This is a genomic window from Pseudomonas sp. Leaf129, assembly GCF_001423465.1.
Classification (GTDB): Bacteria; Pseudomonadota; Gammaproteobacteria; order Pseudomonadales; family Pseudomonadaceae; genus Aquipseudomonas; species Aquipseudomonas coleopterorum.
Genome location: NZ_LMOC01000007.1, coordinates 493,251 through 511,702, shown reverse-complemented (window position 1 = coordinate 511,702; position 18,452 = coordinate 493,251). Strand labels below are relative to the sequence as shown.

At 63.7% G+C, this 18,452-nt stretch carries 16 protein-coding genes; 9 read left to right on the top strand and 7 right to left on the bottom strand.

From position 1 onward, the window contains the following. Window positions 1-28: 28 nt before the first annotated feature. From ASF66_RS13910 to ASF66_RS13900, 3 genes are all read left to right on the top strand, one after another. The gene (locus tag ASF66_RS13910) at window positions 29-2,209 is read left to right on the top strand and encodes a malate synthase G (protein ID WP_056844265.1); all 2,181 of its coding nucleotides are present in this window, start codon (window positions 29-31) and stop codon (window positions 2,207-2,209) included. A 112-nt stretch (window positions 2,210-2,321) separates the two neighbouring features. Continuing rightward, the gene (locus ASF66_RS13905) at window positions 2,322-3,056 is read left to right on the top strand and encodes a response regulator transcription factor (protein WP_056844264.1); all 735 of its coding nucleotides are present in this window, start codon (window positions 2,322-2,324) and stop codon (window positions 3,054-3,056) included. A gap of 29 nt (window positions 3,057-3,085) precedes the next feature. Beyond that, window positions 3,086-4,414 (top strand): ATP-binding protein, encoded by a 1,329-nt coding sequence (locus tag ASF66_RS13900; protein ID WP_056844263.1) that lies wholly within the window; start codon window positions 3,086-3,088, stop codon window positions 4,412-4,414. Between the two features lie 24 nt (window positions 4,415-4,438). On the opposite strand, the gene ASF66_RS13895 is transcribed toward ASF66_RS13900, so the two are convergent. The 3 genes from ASF66_RS13895 to cysK all read right to left on the bottom strand — a co-directional run bounded on the left by ASF66_RS13895 (window position 4,439) and on the right by cysK (window position 8,724). After that, a complete protein-coding gene (locus tag ASF66_RS13895) occupies window positions 4,439-6,391 on the bottom strand; it encodes a TonB-dependent receptor domain-containing protein (RefSeq protein ID WP_056844262.1) in 1,953 nt (650 codons plus the stop codon). 210 nt (window positions 6,392-6,601) lie between these two features. After that, window positions 6,602-7,540 (bottom strand): aspartyl/asparaginyl beta-hydroxylase domain-containing protein, encoded by a 939-nt coding sequence (locus tag ASF66_RS13890; RefSeq protein ID WP_056844261.1) that lies wholly within the window; start codon window positions 7,538-7,540, stop codon window positions 6,602-6,604. Window positions 7,541-7,749: 209 nt separating this feature from the next. Further along, window positions 7,750-8,724 carry a cysteine synthase A gene (gene cysK, locus ASF66_RS13885; protein ID WP_049862474.1) on the bottom strand — a complete coding sequence of 325 codons (975 nt, stop codon included), beginning with the start codon at window positions 8,722-8,724 and terminating at the stop codon, window positions 7,750-7,752. Between the two features lie 123 nt (window positions 8,725-8,847). On the opposite strand from cysK, the gene ASF66_RS13880 reads away from it, so the two are divergent. From ASF66_RS13880 to ASF66_RS13870, 3 genes are all read left to right on the top strand, one after another. Beyond that, on the top strand, window positions 8,848-9,924 hold the full coding sequence (locus ASF66_RS13880) for a DUF748 domain-containing protein (protein WP_056844260.1): 1,077 nt from the start codon (window positions 8,848-8,850) through the stop codon (window positions 9,922-9,924). A gap of 203 nt (window positions 9,925-10,127) precedes the next feature. Beyond that, window positions 10,128-10,973: an AAA family ATPase gene (locus tag ASF66_RS13875; RefSeq protein ID WP_056844259.1), complete on the top strand. Its 846-nt coding sequence runs from the start codon at window positions 10,128-10,130 to the stop codon at window positions 10,971-10,973. 31 nt (window positions 10,974-11,004) lie between these two features. Further along, entirely contained in the window at window positions 11,005-12,183 is a 1,179-nt protein-coding gene (locus ASF66_RS13870) for a vWA domain-containing protein (protein WP_056844258.1), read from the top strand. Between the two features lie 25 nt (window positions 12,184-12,208). On the opposite strand, the gene ASF66_RS13865 is transcribed toward ASF66_RS13870, so the two are convergent. From ASF66_RS13865 to ASF66_RS13855, 3 genes are all read right to left on the bottom strand, one after another. Next, window positions 12,209-12,748: a DUF2937 family protein gene (locus ASF66_RS13865; protein WP_056844301.1), complete on the bottom strand. Its 540-nt coding sequence runs from the start codon at window positions 12,746-12,748 to the stop codon at window positions 12,209-12,211. A 70-nt stretch (window positions 12,749-12,818) separates the two neighbouring features. Then, window positions 12,819-13,601, bottom strand: coding sequence for a class II glutamine amidotransferase (locus ASF66_RS13860; protein WP_056844257.1), 783 nt, complete (start codon window positions 13,599-13,601; stop codon window positions 12,819-12,821). 29 nt (window positions 13,602-13,630) lie between these two features. Continuing rightward, window positions 13,631-14,116: an MFS transporter gene (locus ASF66_RS13855; RefSeq protein ID WP_236707109.1), complete on the bottom strand. Its 486-nt coding sequence runs from the start codon at window positions 14,114-14,116 to the stop codon at window positions 13,631-13,633. 119 nt (window positions 14,117-14,235) lie between these two features. On the opposite strand from ASF66_RS13855, the gene ASF66_RS13850 reads away from it, so the two are divergent. Continuing rightward, window positions 14,236-16,290, top strand: coding sequence for a S9 family peptidase (locus ASF66_RS13850; protein ID WP_056844256.1), 2,055 nt, complete (start codon window positions 14,236-14,238; stop codon window positions 16,288-16,290). A 173-nt stretch (window positions 16,291-16,463) separates the two neighbouring features. Here ASF66_RS13850 and ASF66_RS23270 read toward each other — a convergent pair whose 3' ends face one another. Next, the gene (locus tag ASF66_RS23270) at window positions 16,464-16,592 is read right to left on the bottom strand and encodes a hypothetical protein (RefSeq protein WP_442962774.1); all 129 of its coding nucleotides are present in this window, start codon (window positions 16,590-16,592) and stop codon (window positions 16,464-16,466) included. Window positions 16,593-16,826: 234 nt separating this feature from the next. Between ASF66_RS23270 and ASF66_RS13845 the strand changes: the two genes are divergently transcribed. Continuing rightward, window positions 16,827-17,507 (top strand): spermidine synthase, encoded by a 681-nt coding sequence (locus ASF66_RS13845; RefSeq protein ID WP_056844255.1) that lies wholly within the window; start codon window positions 16,827-16,829, stop codon window positions 17,505-17,507. Window positions 17,508-17,699: 192 nt separating this feature from the next. Beyond that, window positions 17,700-18,359 (top strand): DUF1120 domain-containing protein, encoded by a 660-nt coding sequence (locus tag ASF66_RS13840; protein WP_056844254.1) that lies wholly within the window; start codon window positions 17,700-17,702, stop codon window positions 18,357-18,359. Window positions 18,360-18,452 lie beyond the last annotated feature (93 nt).

Genomic DNA, 18,452 nt, shown 5'->3' with positions numbered 1-18,452 from the left:
TTCCTTCCCCGTATCCAAGGAGACCGCAATGAAGCACCGCATGAGAGCCCAGCGTCTGCAAGTCGACGCCACCCTGTACGATTTCATCGAGAACGAAGTGCTGCCTGGCAGCGGGTTGGAATCCGAAGCGTTCTGGACCGGTTTCGACGCCCTGGTTCACGAGTTCGCACCGCAGAACCGCTTGTTGCTGGCCGAACGCGACCGCTTGCAGACCGAACTGGACAAGTGGCACCGTGCGCACCCCGGACCGATTCAGGATCCGGCCGCCTACCGCAGCTTCCTGCACACCATCGGCTACCTGGTCCCCCAGCCCGACCGCGTGGAAATCAGCACCCGCGATGTCGATGACGAAATCGCCCTGGTGGCCGGTCCGCAGTTGGTGGTGCCGTCGACCAATGCCCGCTACGCCCTGAACGCCGCCAATGCCCGCTGGGGCTCCTTGTACGACGCGCTGTATGGCACCGACGCCATTCCGGAAAGCGACGGCGCGGCCAAGGGCCAGGGCTACAATCAGGTTCGCGGCGACCGCGTGATCGCCTTCGCCCGCGACCTGCTCGACCAGAGCACCCCGCTGGCCAAGGGTTCGCACAGCGACGCCAACGGCTATCGTATCGAAGCAGGCCAGTTGCAGGTGAGCCTGACCGATGGCGGCGTGACCGGACTGGCCGATCCGAGTCAATTCGTCGGCTTTCAGGGCGACGCGCAACAGCCGGTTGCGGTGTTGCTCAAGCACCACGGGCTGCACATCGAGATTCAGATCGACCCCACCTCGCCCATTGGGCGTACCGATGCGGCGGGTGTGAAGGACCTGCTGCTCGAGGCGGCCCTGTCGACCATTATCGACTGCGAAGACTCGGTAGCGGCGGTGGATGCCAGTGACAAGGTGGCGATCTACCGCAACTGGCTGGGCCTGATGCGTGGCGATCTCACCGAGGAATTGGAGAAAGGCGGCCAGCGCATCACCCGCCGCCTCAATCCGGATCGCCAGTACCACACGCCAACAGGCGGCGAGTTGACCCTGCATGGCCGTTCGCTGCTGTTGATCCGCAACGTCGGCCACCTGATGACCAATCCAGCGATCCTCGACGATGAAGGCCGGGAGATCCCCGAGGGCATTCTCGACGGCGTGATCACTAGCCTGATCGGGCTGTATGACCTGGAACGTCGAAGCAACTCGCGCACGGGCAGCCTGTACATCGTCAAGCCGAAGATGCACGGCCCGGCCGAGGTGGCCTTCGCGGACAAGTTGTTCGCCGCCATCGAGGACCTGCTCAACCTTTCGCGCAATACCCTGAAGATCGGCATCATGGACGAGGAACGCCGCACTTCGGTGAACCTCGCGGCCTGTATCGGCGCTGCATCGACCCGCGTGGCGTTCATCAACACCGGCTTCCTCGACCGCACCGGCGACGAGATCCACAGTGCCATGCAGGCCGGCCCGATGATGCGCAAGGGCGACATGAAAGGCAGCGCCTGGATTGCGGCGTACGAACGCAACAACATGCTTACCGGCCTGGCCTGCGGCCTGCGCGGCAAGGCGCAGATCGGCAAGGGCATGTGGGCCATGCCCGACCTGATGGCCGACATGCTGGTGCAGAAGATCGGTCATCCCAAAGCCGGTGCCAATACCGCGTGGGTACCCTCGCCCACCGCAGCCACCTTGCATGCGCTGCATTACCACCAGGTCAATGTCAGCGAAGTGCAGCAGACCTTGGAGAAGATCGACGCCAAGGCCGAGCACGATGCGCTGCTGGACAACCTGTTGACCATCCCGGTGGTGGCCAATGCGCAATGGAGCGCCGAGGAGATCCGTCAGGAACTGGACAACAATGCCCAAGGCTTGCTGGGCTACGTGGTGCGCTGGGTCGAACAGGGCATCGGTTGCTCCAAGGTGCCGGACATCCACGACGTCGGGCTGATGGAAGACCGCGCAACCCTGCGTATTTCCAGCCAGCACCTGGCCAACTGGCTGCTCCACGGCGTGGTCAGCCGCGAGCAGATCGTCGAAACCCTGGAGCGCATGGCCCGCGTGGTGGATCAGCAGAATGCCGGGGATCCGTCGTACCGCCCGATGGCGGCCGACTTCCAGAACTCGGTGGCGTTCACGGCCGCCAGTGCGCTGGTCTTCCAGGGCTGTGAGCAACCCAGCGGCTACACCGAGCCGTTGCTGCACCGGTTCCGTCTGGCGTTCAAGAACGCTCAGGCGTGACACCGGCCGGACGGGGTCGGCGCCCGCCGCCCCCGTCCGGTGCTGCTGCACGGTTATCGAGCTTGCTGTAAGATCGCGTTCCGAATGAGAATCATCCGCGAACGCAGCCATCATGAATCCTTCCCCTCCTCGTCTGCTGGTGGTCGATGACCACCGAAAGATCCGTGAGCCGCTGGCCATCTACCTGCGCCGTTTCGGTTTCGACGTCCGCACCACCGAGGACGCGGCGGGCATGTGGGCGCTGCTCAAGCATGACGTGTTCGACGTGCTGATTCTCGACGTCATGCTGCCCGATGGCGATGGATTCGAGCTGTGTCGCGCGCTGGCGCACAAGTCGGCGGCCGCGGTGATTCTGCTGACCGCACGCGACGCCTGCGCCGACCGTGTCCAGGGGCTGGACGCCGGTGCCGACGACTACGTGGTCAAGCCGTTCGAACCGCGCGAACTGGTGGCGCGCATCCACAGCGTACTGCGCAGGCGCGGCACGCCCGGCGAAGCCACGTCAGTGCTGCCCGCCCCCTTGCGTCGTTTCGAGTTCGCCGACCTGAGCTTTCGCAGCGGCTGCAACACGCTGACCCGTTCCGACCAGAGCCAGGTGCGTCTGAGCACCGTGGAAGGCCGCTTGCTGGAAGTGTTTCTCGAGCACCCCAATACCGTACTGGGTCGCGAGCGCTTGATCGAGCTGACCTCGCGGCCGGGCAGCGATCTGTTCGATCGCGCCATTGATCGGCAGATCAGCCGTCTGCGCCGCAAGCTGGCCGACAGCGCCTTGCAGCCGATGCTGTTGCAGACCGTGTGGGGTGGTGGCTACCGCCTGGCGGCGAACGTCGTTCAGTACCCGGCATGAAGGGGCTGCGCCGGGCCTGGCCACGGACCATGACCCGGCAATTGGGTGTGCTGTTGCTGCTGGCGCTGCTGGCGTCCAACCTCATCGCGATGCTGTTGCTGCAACGCACCGGATCGCTGGTACACCCGCTGTCACGCACCTTGGTGGTCGAGCGTCTGGCCACGGCCTATCAAGCGGCGCGCGATCTGCCGGCGGCCGACGCCCGGCGCCTGCTCGACGCCATGGGCACTGCCGACGCGCGCTTCTGGGTGGCTTCCGCAGCCCAGGTCCAGCCTTTTGCCATGCACACCGAAGAACGACGCCTGGCCACGGCCGTGCGTCAGCGCCTGGGGCTTGCCGACCAAGCGGTGGTTGTCCTGCAGTTGGAGCGCAGCAGCGGCGGTCCGGCCCGCGAGCATCTGTTCAAGCGCGCCGGTTGGCAGGCCCTGCGCCTGCGCAGCTCGATGAGCCTGCCCGACGGCACTCAGCTCAACGCCGAGCAGGCACCTGCCGGTGCCTATGAATGGGGCCGACTGCTGGCCTACAGCGTGCCGGTCAGTACCATCCCGGTGCTGCTGATCGTGATTTTTTTCATGCGCCGTGTCGTCGCACCGGTCAAGCGTCTGTCCCTGGCCACCGAACGCGTCAGCCGGGGCGAATGGATCGCACCGCTGCCGTTGTCGGGCCCGCGCGAGGCACAGGAACTGACCCTGGCTTTCAATGTGATGCAGGAGCGTATCGCCCGCCATGTCGAGGGCCGCACGCGCATGCTGGCCGCGCTGAGCCACGACCTCAATACGCCCATCACCGAGCTGCGTTTGCAGGTGGAGTTGCTCGAAGAGCCCGAGCTGCGCCAGGACATGCTCGACAGCCTCGACGAGTTGCGCGCCATGGTCAGTGAAACCCTGGATTTCGTACGCGGCGATGCGGTGCAGGAGGCCACCGTCGAGGTTTCCCTGAGTGACTTGCTGAGCGACCTCGCTCGACGCTACCAGACCCTGGGCACGCCCATCGACTGGCCAGGCTCAGCGCCGGTGGCCTGCCGCTGCCGACCGCTGGCCCTCAAGCGGGCGCTGACCAACCTGATCGACAATGCCTTGCGCCATGGCGGTGATGCGCAGGTGCGCCTGTACCGGGAAGCGTCGGGCGGGCTGTGCATCGAGATTCGCGATCACGGACCGGGGATCGACGCCGCCTGGCTGCAACAGGTGTTCGAGCCCTTCGTGCAACTGGGCAAGGGCGGCGCCGACCCCAGCCACGGTGGCGGCCTGGGCATGGGGCTGGCGATCGCCCGCGCCTGCGTGCAGGCCCATGGCGGCGAGCTGGTACTGGAAAACCGGACACCGGGGCTGGCGGCCCTGGTGCGGCTGCCGGGCTGATCCTTCCGGTAGAGCCTTGGCGTGTCAGAAGCGCAGCGTGGTGCCCATCCAGAACGTGCGACCGTAGTTGACCGTGCCGTAGGTGTCGTCATCCAGACGTTTGTCGGCCAGGTTGTACACCGCCGCCTTGAGGGTGATGTCGCGGGTCAGCTCGTACGAGCCACCGATGTCGGCCGTGGTGTAGGCCGGGGCCGGTTCGCCACTCAGGGTGGTGCCGTATTCCTGGCCATAGTAGTTGACCGAAGCCCACGCCTGGGCGCGGTCGGACAGGGTCCAGTCGGCACTGACGTTGGCCTTGTGCTCGGGTGTCAGCGACAGCGGTGCGCCTGCGTTGCTGCCGCTCTTCTGCTCCGAATCGGTGTAGGTGTAGTTGCCCTTCACGGCAAAGGCACGGGTGATGTCCCAGCGGCCGTTGACCTCGGCACCGGTGATCGTTGCTTCATCGACGTTGATGCGGTCTTGGACGATGTAGCCGTTCCAGCGGCGCGCGGTGTTTTCCGTGGACAATTTGTCCTTGAACACGTTGTGGAACACAGTGGCTCCGGCCGACAGGTTATTGCGGTTGGACCACAGCGCCGACAGTTCGTAGTTGGTGCTGGTTTCCGGTTTCAGGTCCGGGTTGCCCAGGTTCACGTAGGTGTTGCGGCGGATGGTGGCGTAACCGGGCACCACGGCGCGAATCTCGGGAGCCTTGAAGCCACGCGCCACGCCGCCCTTGAAGGTCCAGTCCGGAGTGGCACGCCAGACGCCATAGAGGCGCGGGCTGACGTGGGTGCCGTATTGCTCGTGCTCGTCGACGCGGGCGCCGGTGGTCAAGGCGAAATCATCGGTCACCGACCATTCGTTTTCGGCGAACAGGGCTTTCTGGGTCACCGAGAACTCGTAGTTGCGGCGGTCCATCAGGCCCTGGTTCCAGTCGCTCAGTTGCGCCCGGTTCCATTGCAGGCCGGTGGTGGTGATGTTGTAGGCCGTGGGGATGACCAGCTTGGCATCGAACACGGTGTTCTCCACCACTGGTTTGCGCCCCAGGATTTCCGGCTGATTGGCTGCGGCCTTGCCCTCGCGGCTGGCTTTTTCATAGGCCAGGGACACGTCCGACGTCGCCCAGCCCCAGCGCCCCTGGTGAGAGAGCGAGTAGTGGTCGCGGTTGTTTTCCTGCTCGCGGGTGGCCCAGTTGACGCTGGTGCCGTCGCCGTTCTTCAAGCGCGTGGCGCCGCCTTCCAGAAGGATGTCGTGGTCTTCGTTGGGGGTGAAGGCCAGGCGCGCGGTGAGGTCCTTGTGGTCGGCCTTGGTAAAGCCGTTGGTGACCTCCACGTCATCGTCGGCCTGGCGGTCGAGGTAGCGGCCCCAGACCTGCACGCCCAGGTACTTCTCCACCAGCGGACCGTTGAGGTAGAACTGGGTCTGACGAGCATTGCCCTGATCGCTGTGCTGGCGCGCCGCGTAATCGTAGGACACCGAGCCGCCCCACTGGGGAGAGACCTTGCGAGTGATGATGTTGATCACGCCGCCGATGGCGTCCGAGCCGTACAGCGAAGACATCGGGCCGCGGACCACTTCGATGCGTTCGATGGCTTCGGCCGGTGGCACGAAGCTCTGCTCGTAGCCGCGGTTGCCGTTGACACGGGTTTCGCGGCTGCTCTGGCGTTTGCCGTCGACCAGAATCAGGGTGTAGTCCGGTGGCATGCCGCGGATGGAGATGTCGGTCTCGTTGGCGCTGCCGTTGACGATCACACCCTCGATGTTGCGTACGGCATCACCGAGGTCGTTGTAGGATTTTTTGCGCAATTCGTCGCCGGTGATGATGGTGACGGAGGCCGGTGCATCCTCCACGCTTTGCTCGAAGCCGGATGCTGTGACCACCACCTCATCGAGGACGGTCGGGGCGGTCAATTCGATCGGCTCGGCTCGAGCCACCCCGGCAGCGGCCAGGGCAATCATCACGGCCAGGGGCCGCAAAGAAAGTGGAGGATGCATGGAACTTCCTTACGATTCGGTTGTAAAAGCGAATCGTATGCATCCTCAGGTGGGGAGGTTGGACAAGGTGTGACAGGGGGTGGAATGCGGGATGTCAGGGGGCCCTTTCGCGGGCAGAGCCCGCTCCCACAAAGGGTTGTCGAATAGCGAGAATCCTGTGGGAGCGGGCTTGCGCGTAGGGCGGGGAAGGCGGTGAAAAGGCCTTAAGGATCAACCAAACAACCAGTACCCCAGCGCGGTCAGCACAACCACCGCCAGCACCGGGCGCAGCACGCGGTAGGCTTTGGGGTTGGCGCGCTTGAACTGTTTGACCTTGCCGCTGAAGCGATCGCTGAACGTCTTGCTCCAGGCGTAGGCCTGGTTGATGCCGCCGACGCGCTCGTCGTCCAGGTTCTGCGGCGCGGTGGCGCGCCCCAGGAACGCGCTGACGCGCTTGTTGAGGCCGACCATGAAGCGATTGCTCAGCGGCCGCTCGATGTCACAGAACAGGATGACCCGAGTGTGTTCGGTTTCGTTCTTGACCCAATGCACGTAGGTCTCGTCGAACATCACATCGTCGCCATCGCGCCAGGCGTATTCCTGGCCGTCGACGAAAATGCGGCAGGCATCGGAGTTGGGCGTCGACAGGCCCAGGTGGTAGCGCAGCGAACCGGCGAACGGGTCGCGGTGCGGGTTCAGGTGACTGCCGCCGGGCAGCAGCGCGAACATGGCACCCTTGACGTTGGGAATGCTGTTGACCAATTCCACGGTGCGGGGGCACAGCGCGTTGGCCGATGGCAGGGATTTGTCGTACCACTTGAGGTAGAAACGCTTCCAGCCTTTCTTGAAGAACGAACCGAAGCCGGCGTCGTTGTTCTTCTCGGCGGCGCGGATGTAACCCTCGTCGAACAGGTGCATGGCTTCGTCGCGGATGACCTGCCAGTTGTCCTTGAGCACATCCAGCTCGGGGAATTTGCTGCGGTCCAGATAGGGTTTGGACGGCACGCTGGAAAACAGGTACATCAAGGCGTTATAGGGCGCGAACAGAGCGGAATGGTTGACGAACTGGCGCAGCACCGGCAGACGCGCCTTGCCCCGCAGGTGCACGTAGAGCGTGCTGCCGATGAACAGCAACAGCACGGCAGCCTTGGCGGCGAAGGAAAGGGTCATGGAGCGGATCCTCGAATGGGCAGTGCGCCATGATAAACCCTGGGGGCTCGGCTGGAAATGAAAGGCGCGGGGCAGCGGTCGGCACGCAGCCGTTGCAGGCCCGTAGGAGCGGTCATCGGCCGCGAAAAAATCGGCGCGGTGGGTCAGGTGTATCGCGGCGTGTTTTTCGCGGCCGCGGACCGCTCCTACAGTGAGGCACACCGCTGCCGTCAGGCTTGCAGTTCGGTCTCGGTGAACAGGTCGCTGAAGAGCATGCTCGACAGGTAGCGCTCACCCGAATCGGGCAGGATGACCACGATGGTCTTGCCTTGCATTTCCGGCTTCTCCGCCAGCTTGGCGGCGGCTGCCATGGCGGCGCCACAGGAAATGCCGCAGAGAATGCCCTCCTCCTGCATCAAGCGCCGCGCCATGGCCTTGGCTTCGTCGTCGCTGACCAGCTCGACACGATCCACCAGTGACAGGTCGAGGTTCTTCGGAATGAACCCGGCGCCGATGCCCTGGATCTTGTGTGGCGCGGGAGTGATGTCCTGGCCGGCCATGGCCTGGGTGATGATCGGCGAGGTCAGCGGCTCGACCGCAACGCTGAGGATCGACTTGCCCTGAACCTGCTTGATGTAGCGCGAGATGCCGGTGATGGTCCCGCCGGTCCCCACGCCGGCCACCAGCACATCGACGGCGCCGTCGGTGTCGTTCCAGATTTCCGGGCCGGTGGTCTTCTCATGGATGGCCGGGTTGGCCGGGTTGTCGAACTGCTGCGGCATGAAATACAGCTCGGGGTTGCTGGCAACGATTTCGCCCGCCTTTTCGATGGCACCCTTCATGCCCTTGGCCGGCTCGGTCAGGACCAGTTCGGCACCCAGCGCCTTGAGCACCTTGCGCCGCTCCAGGCTCATGGACGCGGGCATGGTCAGCATCAGCTTGTAGCCGCGCGCGGCGGCCACGAAGGCCAGGCCGATGCCGGTATTGCCCGAGGTGGGCTCGACGATGGTCATGCCCGGCTTGAGCTTGCCGGAGCTTTCCGCGTCCCAGATCATGTTCGCGCCGATGCGGCACTTGACCGAGTAGCCGGGGTTGCGCCCCTCGATCTTGGCCAGCAGGGTCACCCCGCGCGGGCCGATGCGGTTGATCTGCACCAGCGGCGTGTTGCCGATGGAGTGGGCGTTGTCGGCGTAAATGCGGCTCATGGCGAAAAGGTCCTTGTGCTGCAGCAGGAAAAATCCAAGGTTAAGCCCGCGATGGGGGCGAGTCCAGCGAACGGATGAGACTGTGGACAGTCAATGGCTAACCATCGTTCGGGAGATTCTGCCATGAAACGTCGCTACAGCTGGCCGCTCTGGACCTTCACCGGCCTGGTTGTACTGGTGCTCGCCCTGCACATCGCCCTGCCCTACCTGGTGCGCGACTACCTCAACGACAAGCTCGCCGACATGGGCGAATACAAGGGCCGCGTCAGCGACGTCGACCTGGCCTGGTGGCGCGGCGCCTATCAGATCAATGGCCTGCAGATCATCAAGACCAGCGGCAAGGTGCCGGTACCGTTGCTCGATGCGCCGGTGGTCGACATCGCCGTCAGCTGGCACGCCCTGTGGTACGACCACGCGGTGGTGGCACGGGTGGAATTCTTGCGCCCGGAGCTTAACTTCGTCGACGGTGGCGCCAACAAACAGGCCACTCAGACCGGTGCCGGTACTGACTGGCGCGACCAGATGAACAAGCTGCTGCCGATCACCTTGAACGAGGTGCGGGTCAACGACGGCAAGATCAGCTTCCGCAATTTCTCGTCCAAACCCCAGGTCAACATCAGCGCCAACCAGGTCAACGCCAGCCTCTACAACCTGACCAATGTGGAAGACCTGGAAGGCAAGCGCGATGCGCGTTTCGAAGGCCATGCCAAGCTGTTCGGCCAGGCCCCGGTGGAAAGCACTGCCACGTTCGATCCGTTCAGCAACTTCGAAGACTTCGAATTTCGGCTGCGCGCCACCGGGATCGAGCTGCGTCGGCTCAATGACTTCTCCGGTGCCTATGGCAAGTTCGATTTCAACGCCGGCACTGGCGATATCGTGATCGAGGCGGATGCCGACAATGCCCGCCTGAGTGGCTACATCAAGCCGTTGCTGCACAACGTCGATGTGTTCAACTGGCAGCAGGACGTGGAAAACAAGGACAAGGGTTTCTTCCGTTCGATCTGGGAGGCAGTGGTCGGTGGGACCGAGACGGTGCTCAAGAACCAGTCGCAGAACCAGTTCGCGACCCGGGTCGAACTCAGCGGTAACGTGCATCGCCAGGACATCAGCCCGCTGCAGGCGTTCTGGCAGATCCTGCGCAACGGCTTCGTGCAGGCTTTCAATGCGCGCTATGAACAGGCGCCGCCCAAGCAGGAATGAGGTGGCAGGTCTACTCACACAAGGTCGGATGCAAATGCTGTGGCTGGACTGGCCTCTTCGCGGGCAGAGCCCGCTCCCACAGAGTTTGCACCGCCCCTTGTGGGAGCGGGTCTCTGCCCGCGAAGAGGCCCTACCTGACCCACCACAAACACCTCACCGCGCTATATAGTCGACCCCCACACTTGACCACCGAGGACAGCCCCATGAAGTTCGAAGGCACCCCCGCCTACGTTGCCACCGACGACCTCAAGCTGGCGGTCAATGCCGCGATCACCCTGCAGCGGCCCCTGCTGGTCAAGGGCGAACCAGGCACCGGCAAGACCATGCTGGCCGAGCAACTGGCCGAGTCCTTCGGTGCGCGGCTGATCACCTGGCACATCAAGTCCACCACCAAGGCCCACCAGGGCCTGTACGAGTACGACGCGGTCAGCCGTCTGCGCGATTCGCAGCTGGGTGTGGACAAGGTCCACGACGTGCGCAACTACCTCAAGAAAGGCAAGCTGTGGGAGGCCTTCGAAGCCGATGAACGGGTCATCCTGCTGATCGATGAAATCGACAAGGCCGACATCGAGTTCCCCAACGACCTGCTGCAGGAACTCGACAAGATGGAGTTCTATGTCTACGAGACCAACGAAACCATCAAGGCCCGTCACCGCCCGATCATCATCATTACCTCCAACAACGAAAAGGAGCTGCCCGACGCATTCCTGCGTCGCTGCTTCTTCCACTACATCGCCTTTCCCGACCGCACCACCCTGCAACGCATCGTCGACGTGCACTACCCCGACATCAAGAAAACCCTGGTGGCCGAAGCCCTGGACGTGTTTTTCGACGTGCGCAAAGTGCCCGGCCTGAAAAAGAAGCCCTCCACCTCCGAGCTGGTCGACTGGCTCAAGCTGTTGATGGCCGACAACATTGGCGAAGCGGTGCTGCGCGAACGCGATCCGACCAAGGCCATTCCGCCGCTGGCCGGTGCCCTGGTCAAGAACGAACAGGACGTGCAGCTTCTCGAACGCCTGGCCTTCATGAGCCGGCGCGGCAACCGCTGATTGCCTCTTTCCGACTGCGAGGGCGTCCGCCATGCTGCTCAACCTGTTCAATGAAATGCGCGCGGCCAAGGTGCCAGTGTCGGTGCGCGAGTTGCTTGACCTGATCAACGCCCTGGAGCAACGGGTGACGTTCGCCGACATGGACGAATTCTACTTTCTGGCGCGGGCGATACTGGTCAAGGACGAACGTCATTTCGACAAGTTCGACCGGGCGTTTTCAGCCTATTTCAACGGCCTGCAGAACCTTGATCAACACCTCGAAGCGCTGATCCCGGAAGAATGGCTGCGCAAGGAGTTCGAGCGCTCGTTGAGCGCCGAGGAACGCGCGCAGATCCAATCCCTGGGCGGGCTGGACAAGCTGATCGAAGCCTTCAAGCAGCGCCTGGAGGAACAGAAAGGCCGGCATGCCGGCGGCAGCAAGTGGATCGGCACCGGCGGCACCAGTCCGTTCGGCTCGGGTGGCTATCACCCCGAGGGCATTCGCGTGGGCGATGCCGGCGAGCGTCAGGGCAAGGCGGTAAAGGTGTGGGACCAGCGCGAGTACCGCAACCTGGATGACAGCGTGGAACTGGGTACCCGCAACATCAAGGTGGCACTGCGTCGTTTGCGCCAGTTCGCTCGGCAAGGGGCGGCCGATGAGCTGGACATCGATGGCACCATCGACCACACCGCACGCGATGGCGGGCTGCTCAACATCCAGTTGCGTCCCGAGCGGCGCAACAACGTGAAGCTGTTGTTGCTGTTCGATATCGGCGGTTCGATGGACGCCCACGTCAAGGTCTGCGAAGAGTTGTTCTCGGCCTGCCGTACCGAGTTCAAGCACCTCGAGTATTTCTACTTTCACAACTGTGTCTACGAGACGGTCTGGAAGGACAACCAGCGGCGCAACGCCGAGCGCATCAGCACCCACGACCTGCTGCACAAGTACGGCCCCGACTACAAGGTGGTGTTCATCGGCGATGCGGCGATGGCGCCTTATGAAATCACGCATCCGGGCGGCAGTGTCGAGCACTGGAACGAGGAACCGGGGTTGGTGTGGCTGCAGCGTTTCGTGCATACCTACAAGAAACTCATCTGGATCAATCCCTATCCGCAGAACACCTGGGGTTACACGGCCTCCACCCACCTGATTCGGGAGCTGGTGGAAGAGCGCATGTACCCGCTGACCCTGAGCGGGTTGGAAGACGGGATGCGCTATCTGGCCAAGTGACGGCTGAGGCGCGCAGGGTCGCGCTCTAGCGTTCGCGACGTACCAGGGGTTCGGCCACGGGTTTGGCGCGGCGACGGCCGAACCACAGGGTCCAGCCGATGAACAGGATGATGCTTTCCACGACCCAGGCCAGCAGCAGCGCGCAGGCGATGCCCCAAGCAATCGCTTCCGGCGCCAGCAGCACCTGGTAGCTGTAGCCGTTCAGGGTTTCCTGGCGCAGTTGCGGATCGGCCTTGGCCAGCACATGCCAGGCTTTTTCATACCAGGGTCCCTGCAACGCCTGCCACTCACGCTCCAGCAGCTGGTTGCGGGCCAGCAACGCGCCGATGCTGGCGGCGTCGCTGCGGAACACTGGATCTTCGCTGGCGCGGTAATGCGCCACCAGCGCCTGCAGGTCACCATTGAAGAAGCGCTGCGCAGTCTCGCTGAAACCCCGCAGGCTCTGCTGCGCTTCGAGCCGATGGGCCTCGACCCGCTGGCTGTAGTCGTTGATCACGCCGGGCACTTGCACACCCACCAGCAAGCCGACGGCAAACAGCACAAGTCGCAGGTAGCTTCGCAGCATGAACATTCTCTCGGTCTAGGGTGGCATTGCCACGGTGCTTCTTGTCGGTCGTTCCAGGCAAACAGGCAGGCTAGGCAGGTTGCGCCTGCCCGGTGGCCACGCATTCACCCTGGCGCCACAGGCCCCAGTTGCCGGGCTCGTAACGGTTCCAGGTTTCGTTCTCGGTCAATGGCTCGGTGGCGATCACCGTCACCACATCGTCAGGCGTGGTTTCGGCCTGGAAATCCACGATCACGTCCACGTCTTTGAGCCGCGCCGGGCCGAAAGGTGCCCGCCGGGTAATGTGCACCAGCTTGGTCGAACAGAAGCAGAACAGCCAGTCGCCGTCGCTGAGCAGGCAGTTGAATACACCCTGGCCACGGTACTGCTCGCAGGCCTGCACCAGGATAGGCAGCAGGCGCTCGAACTCGACTGGTTCGGGAAAGGATTCGCGGACGCGGTTGAGCAGGTCGCAGAACGCCGCTTCGCTGTCGGTATCGCCCACCGGACGATAGAAATCGGCGCGCGGGTCGAAATCGGCCAACTGGCCATTGTGGGCGAAGCACCAGTTGCGTCCCCACAGCTCACGCACGAAGGGGTGGGTATTGGCCAGGCAGACCTTGCCAACGTTGGCCTGACGAATATGGCCGATGACCACTTCGCTCTTGATCGGGTAGCGCTGCACCAACTGCGCCACTTCCGATTCGCTGCTGGCGGTCGGGTCCTGGAACAGGCGCAGGCCCCGGCCTTCATAGAAGGCGATGCCCCAGCCGTCGCGGTGCGGCCCGGTACGGCCGCCGCGCTGCATCAGGCCGGTGAAGCTGAAAACGATATCGGTCGGTACGTTGGCACTCATGCCCAGAAGTTCACACATGCACGGTACTCGAGACGATGGGCGTGGATTCAGATGCGCGGTTCGACACGCAGGTTTTCCCGCGGTGGCGGGACGTGGCGCTGTTCGCGATCGTCGACGCGCTGCGCGAGCGCTTCGCCATCGTCATCGCGTTGCGCGGCAGCGTCCGCCTGGGCCTGGGCTTGCGCCCGACGGCGCGCCTCGGCCTTGCGCAGGAACGGTAGGCGCACCAGGGCGAAAATCACGTACACGCCCAAGGCAATCACTGCGGCCATGGCCAGGTCGGAAATCGCACCCCAGGCACTGCCGCCCATCTTGAACAACAGCTCCAGGGCGCTGATGGCCACGGCCGGCGCCAGCAGGTCGCGGGCCGGGTCGACCACGGTGGGCGTCAGCAACAGCACCACGCCCAGCAGGCGCAAGGGCTCGCGCAGGTAGCGCCACATCCAGCGGGTGATACGAAACCACACCAGAATGCAGCCCAAGGCGGCGAAGGCGTAGATACCCCAGGCGAGGAAATAGTCGTTCTCGGTCATGGTGTCCGTGGCATGGCAGGCAAATAGGCGCTTATGATAACGGCTTTTCGCCTGCCAGGCGCTCCTGTTGTCGTGCCCACCGGCACGTGCCGTCAACGCCTGCGCCAAGAGAGCCGCTCATGTCCCAGCCAACCGCCGCCCCTATCGCCCATGTCGCTCCCGGCGCCGATCCCTACGCCTGGCTGCAGGTACGCGACCGCGCCGACGTGCTCGACCACCTCAAGGCCGAGAACGCCTGGCAGGAGGCACAGCTGGCCGACCAGGCCGAGCTGCGCGAGCAGTTGTTCGAGGAAATAAAGGGGCGCATCCGCGAAACCGACCTGTCCCTCGCCTCGCCGTGGGGGCCATGGTTGTACTACACCCGCACCACCGCAGGCGACGAGTACCCGCGGCACTATCGCTGCGCACGCCCGGACGACGGCACCACCCAGGTCGACGAGCACTCCGAGCAGTTGCTGCTGGACCCCAATGTGCTGGCCAAGGGCGGCTTCCTGTCGATGGGTGCGTTCAACATCAGCCCCGACCACCAGCGCTTGGCCTACAGCCTGGACACCAGTGGCGACGAAATCTACCGCCTGTTCGTCAAGGAACTGGCCACCGATGCGGTGGTGGAACTGCCCTTCGACGACTGCGACGGCAGCATGACCTGGGCCAACGACAGCCAGACCCTGTTCTTCGGTGAACTGGACGAGACCCACCGCCCTCACCGGCTGCACCGCCATACCTTGGGCAGCGACGGCGCCGAGCAGGTGTTCGAGGAGAACGACGGGCGCTTTTTCCTGCACTGCTACCGTTCCAGCTCCGAGCGTCAGCTGATCCTGCTGCTCAACAGCAAGACCACCAGCGAAGCCTGGGTGCTGGATGCCGACCAGCCTGCAGGGAATTTCACCTGCCTGGCGCCAAGGGTCGAGGACCATGAATACTATCCGGATCACGGCCAACTCGACGGTGCCTGGACCTGGTTCATCCGCAGCAACCAGTCGGGCATCAACTTCGCCCTGTACCAGGCTGCCGACACCGGCGCGGCGCCGACTCGCGAGCAGTGGCGAACGCTGATCGCGCACCGTGACGATGTGATGCTCGAAGGCGTGACCCTCAATGCCGCCGCCTTTACCTTGAGCCTGCGCGCACGCGGCCTGCCGATCATCGAAGTCCATGCCCGGGGTCTGGCGCCCTACCCTGTGCAACTGCCGGATGCCGCATACAGCCTGTATGTGTCCGACAGCCTGGAATTCGCCAGCGAGCAGATTCGCTTGCGCTACGAGGCCCTGAACCGGCCTGGCCAGGTTCGTCAACTGAACCTGCGCGACGGTGCCCAGTTGGTGCTCAAGCAGACGCCGGTGCTGGGTCGGTTCGACGCCGACGACTATGTCAGCCAGCGCCTCTGGGCCACCGCTGCAGACGGCACTCAGGTGCCGATCAGCCTGGTGATGAAGAAAACCTTCGTTGGGCAGGCCACGCCGCTGTACCTGTATGGCTACGGCGCTTACGGCGAGAGCCTGGATCCGTGGTTTTCCCATGCGCGGTTGAGTTTGCTGGACCGCGGCATTGCCTTTGCCATCGCCCATGTGCGCGGCGGCGGCGAGTTGGGCGAGGCGTGGTATCGGGCGGGCAAGCAGGAACACAAAGGCAATACCTTCAGCGATTTCATCGCTTGTGCCGAACACTTGATCGAGCAAGGGCTGACGCGCGCCGAGCAACTGGTCATCAGTGGCGGCAGCGCGGGCGGCCTGTTGATCGGCGCCGTGTTGAACCAGCGTCCGGAGCTGTTCCAGGCGGCGGTGGCGGAGGTGCCGTTCGTCGATGTGCTCAACACCATGCTCGACCCCGACCTGCCGCTGACCGTGACCGAATACGACGAGTGGGGCAACCCGCAGGAGCCCGAGGTGCATGCGCGCATCAAAGCTTACGCGCCGTACGAGAACATCACCGCGCAGGCGTATCCGCACCTGCTGGTGATCGCTGGCTACAACGACAGCCGTGTGCAGTACTGGGAAGCGGCAAAGTGGGTAGCGCGCTTGCGTGCGCGCAAGACCGACGACAACCTGCTGCTGCTCAAGACCGAACTGGGCGCCGGCCACGGCGGCATGAGCGGCCGTTACCAGGGCCTGCGTGACGTGGCGTTGGAATATGCCTTCGTGCTCAAGGCCTTGGGGACACCCAAGCAATCTTGATGTGGCGTGCCTGAAGGAACGCGCTGGCCCCGGACGCGGCTTGCGCCGCTGCTACAGGGTTCGCGACGCATCGGATGCGGTGGGGATTGCGGGGTTTCAGGCGGCTTGTGACCGCCTGTAGCAGCGGCGCGAGCCGCGTCGGCGGTGAATGCGGTATGCCGGGGAAAACGCGATCAACCGCCGGGGGATTTGGGCTTGACCGGGGTTGGCGGCGTGTCCTGACGCTCGGGTTCGGGGACGTTCTCGGCCTTGGGTGGCGCAGGCAACGGTATGGGCGGCAGCAACGGCGGCGAATTGCTCATGCCCTCGCCGCCATGGGTCGACGGCACGGTGACCTGTGGGTAGGGCGTTGGCGTGGGTGTACCCGGCGATCCCGGGGGCAGCGACGAGGCCGATGCGACACCGGCACATAGGGCAACACATGCAAAGACCGATACACTGCGCAACTTCATTGAACACCCCAAGGCCTGACTGCCTGTTCCGATGACACAGGCTACTACCATGGCATTACCTTGTCCTCCTTCCGAGATTGACCGATGAAACGCTTCGTACTGCTCGACACCACACCGATCCCCGACAACGGCGGTGCGCTCTGCCTGTTCGAGTACGGCGAAGACTTCGTCATCAAGATCCAGGGCGGTGACGGCGGCCAACTGATGAACACCCGCATGCACGGTTCCGAAGACGCCCTGGCCGAGATCCCCTGCCGCAAGGTAGCCGGGCGGCCGAATTCGCGGGTGCTGATCGGCGGGCTGGGCATGGGTTTCACCCTGGCTTCGGCGCTCAAGCACTTGGGCAAGACCGCCGAGGTGGTGGTCGCCGAACTGGTTCCGGGCGTGGTCGAATGGAACCGCGGGCCGCTGGGCGAAAAAGCCGGCAATCCATTGGCCGATCCGCGCACGATCATCCGCCTGGAAGATGTCGCCAAGGTACTGCAGGCCGAACCGGCAGGCTTCGATGCGATCATGCTGGACGTCGACAACGGCCCCGAAGGCCTGACCCAGAAGGCCAACAGCTGGCTCTACTCGAGCGGCGGCCTGGCAGCCTGCGCCAAGGCGCTGAGATCCAAGGGCGTACTGGCCGTGTGGTCGGCCAGCGCCGACCGCCAGTTCAGCGACAAATTGCGCAAGGCCGGCTTCAAGGCCGAGGAAGTGCAAGTATTCGCCCACGGCAACAAGGGCACCCGCCACACCATCTGGATCGCCCAGAAGATCTGACCCTCCCCTCTGGGAGCGGTCCGTGGCCGCGAAGGGCGCACTGCGGTGAGGGAATTCGTGTTTGGCTGTAGAAATCAGCTAGGAAGTTTCACTGCAAACTTCTGATTTGGCCCACTTACGGACGGCCCTGTCCTCCCTAGAGTTGGCGGCGTTGCGATGTGCAACGACCTTTAGCCAACCTGGGAGTGTTTCATGAACCTATCATCTCGCCTGCTGACCGGCGCCGCTTTGCTGCTCGCCTTGCCTGCTGCCATGGCAGCGTCGACCATTGATGTCACTGTCGCGGGCTCGATCGTTCCGAGCGCGTGCACGCCGACTTTAAGCACCGGTACCTTCAACCATGGGCGCATTTCCAAAACGGACCTCAACTCCGACAAGCACACCAGCTTCTACTCGAAACAGATTATGGGAAAACTGTTCATCAACTGTGCAGCCCCCACCGTCTATGCGATCAAGGGCATCGATAACCGTGCAGACTCCGTCGCGCGCCATTCCAACGTCGTCGCTCCATATGGACTTGGTTACACCCCTGCCAAGGAAAAGATAGGGGCGCATTACCTCGAGATATCCACGCCTGGTTCAACACTGGATGGCGGCGCCGCACTTTTCATGACCGCAGCATCGGTCGGGGCCGCGTGGGGCGCGCCGGTCAGCTACGAGCTCAACATTCGCAATGACGGCCGACTGATCGGCCTCGCGAAGACAGCGGGCACAAGCGGTGGCCCAAGCGCCGTCGGAAGCGCAATCCTTACCTTGGGCTCCTCTATCGAAATCGCCCCGGCCAAAGGCCTGACACTCACCGACGAAGTCGCCCTCGACGGTGCCGCCACCATCGAGGTCGTGTACTTGTAAGGCCCCGACGAAGCGGTAGTTCTTCTATCTGCAACGCCTTGCGCGAGTCCTTCCTACGAAGCTTGCAACCCTTTCGTCACACCTTTGCGGAAG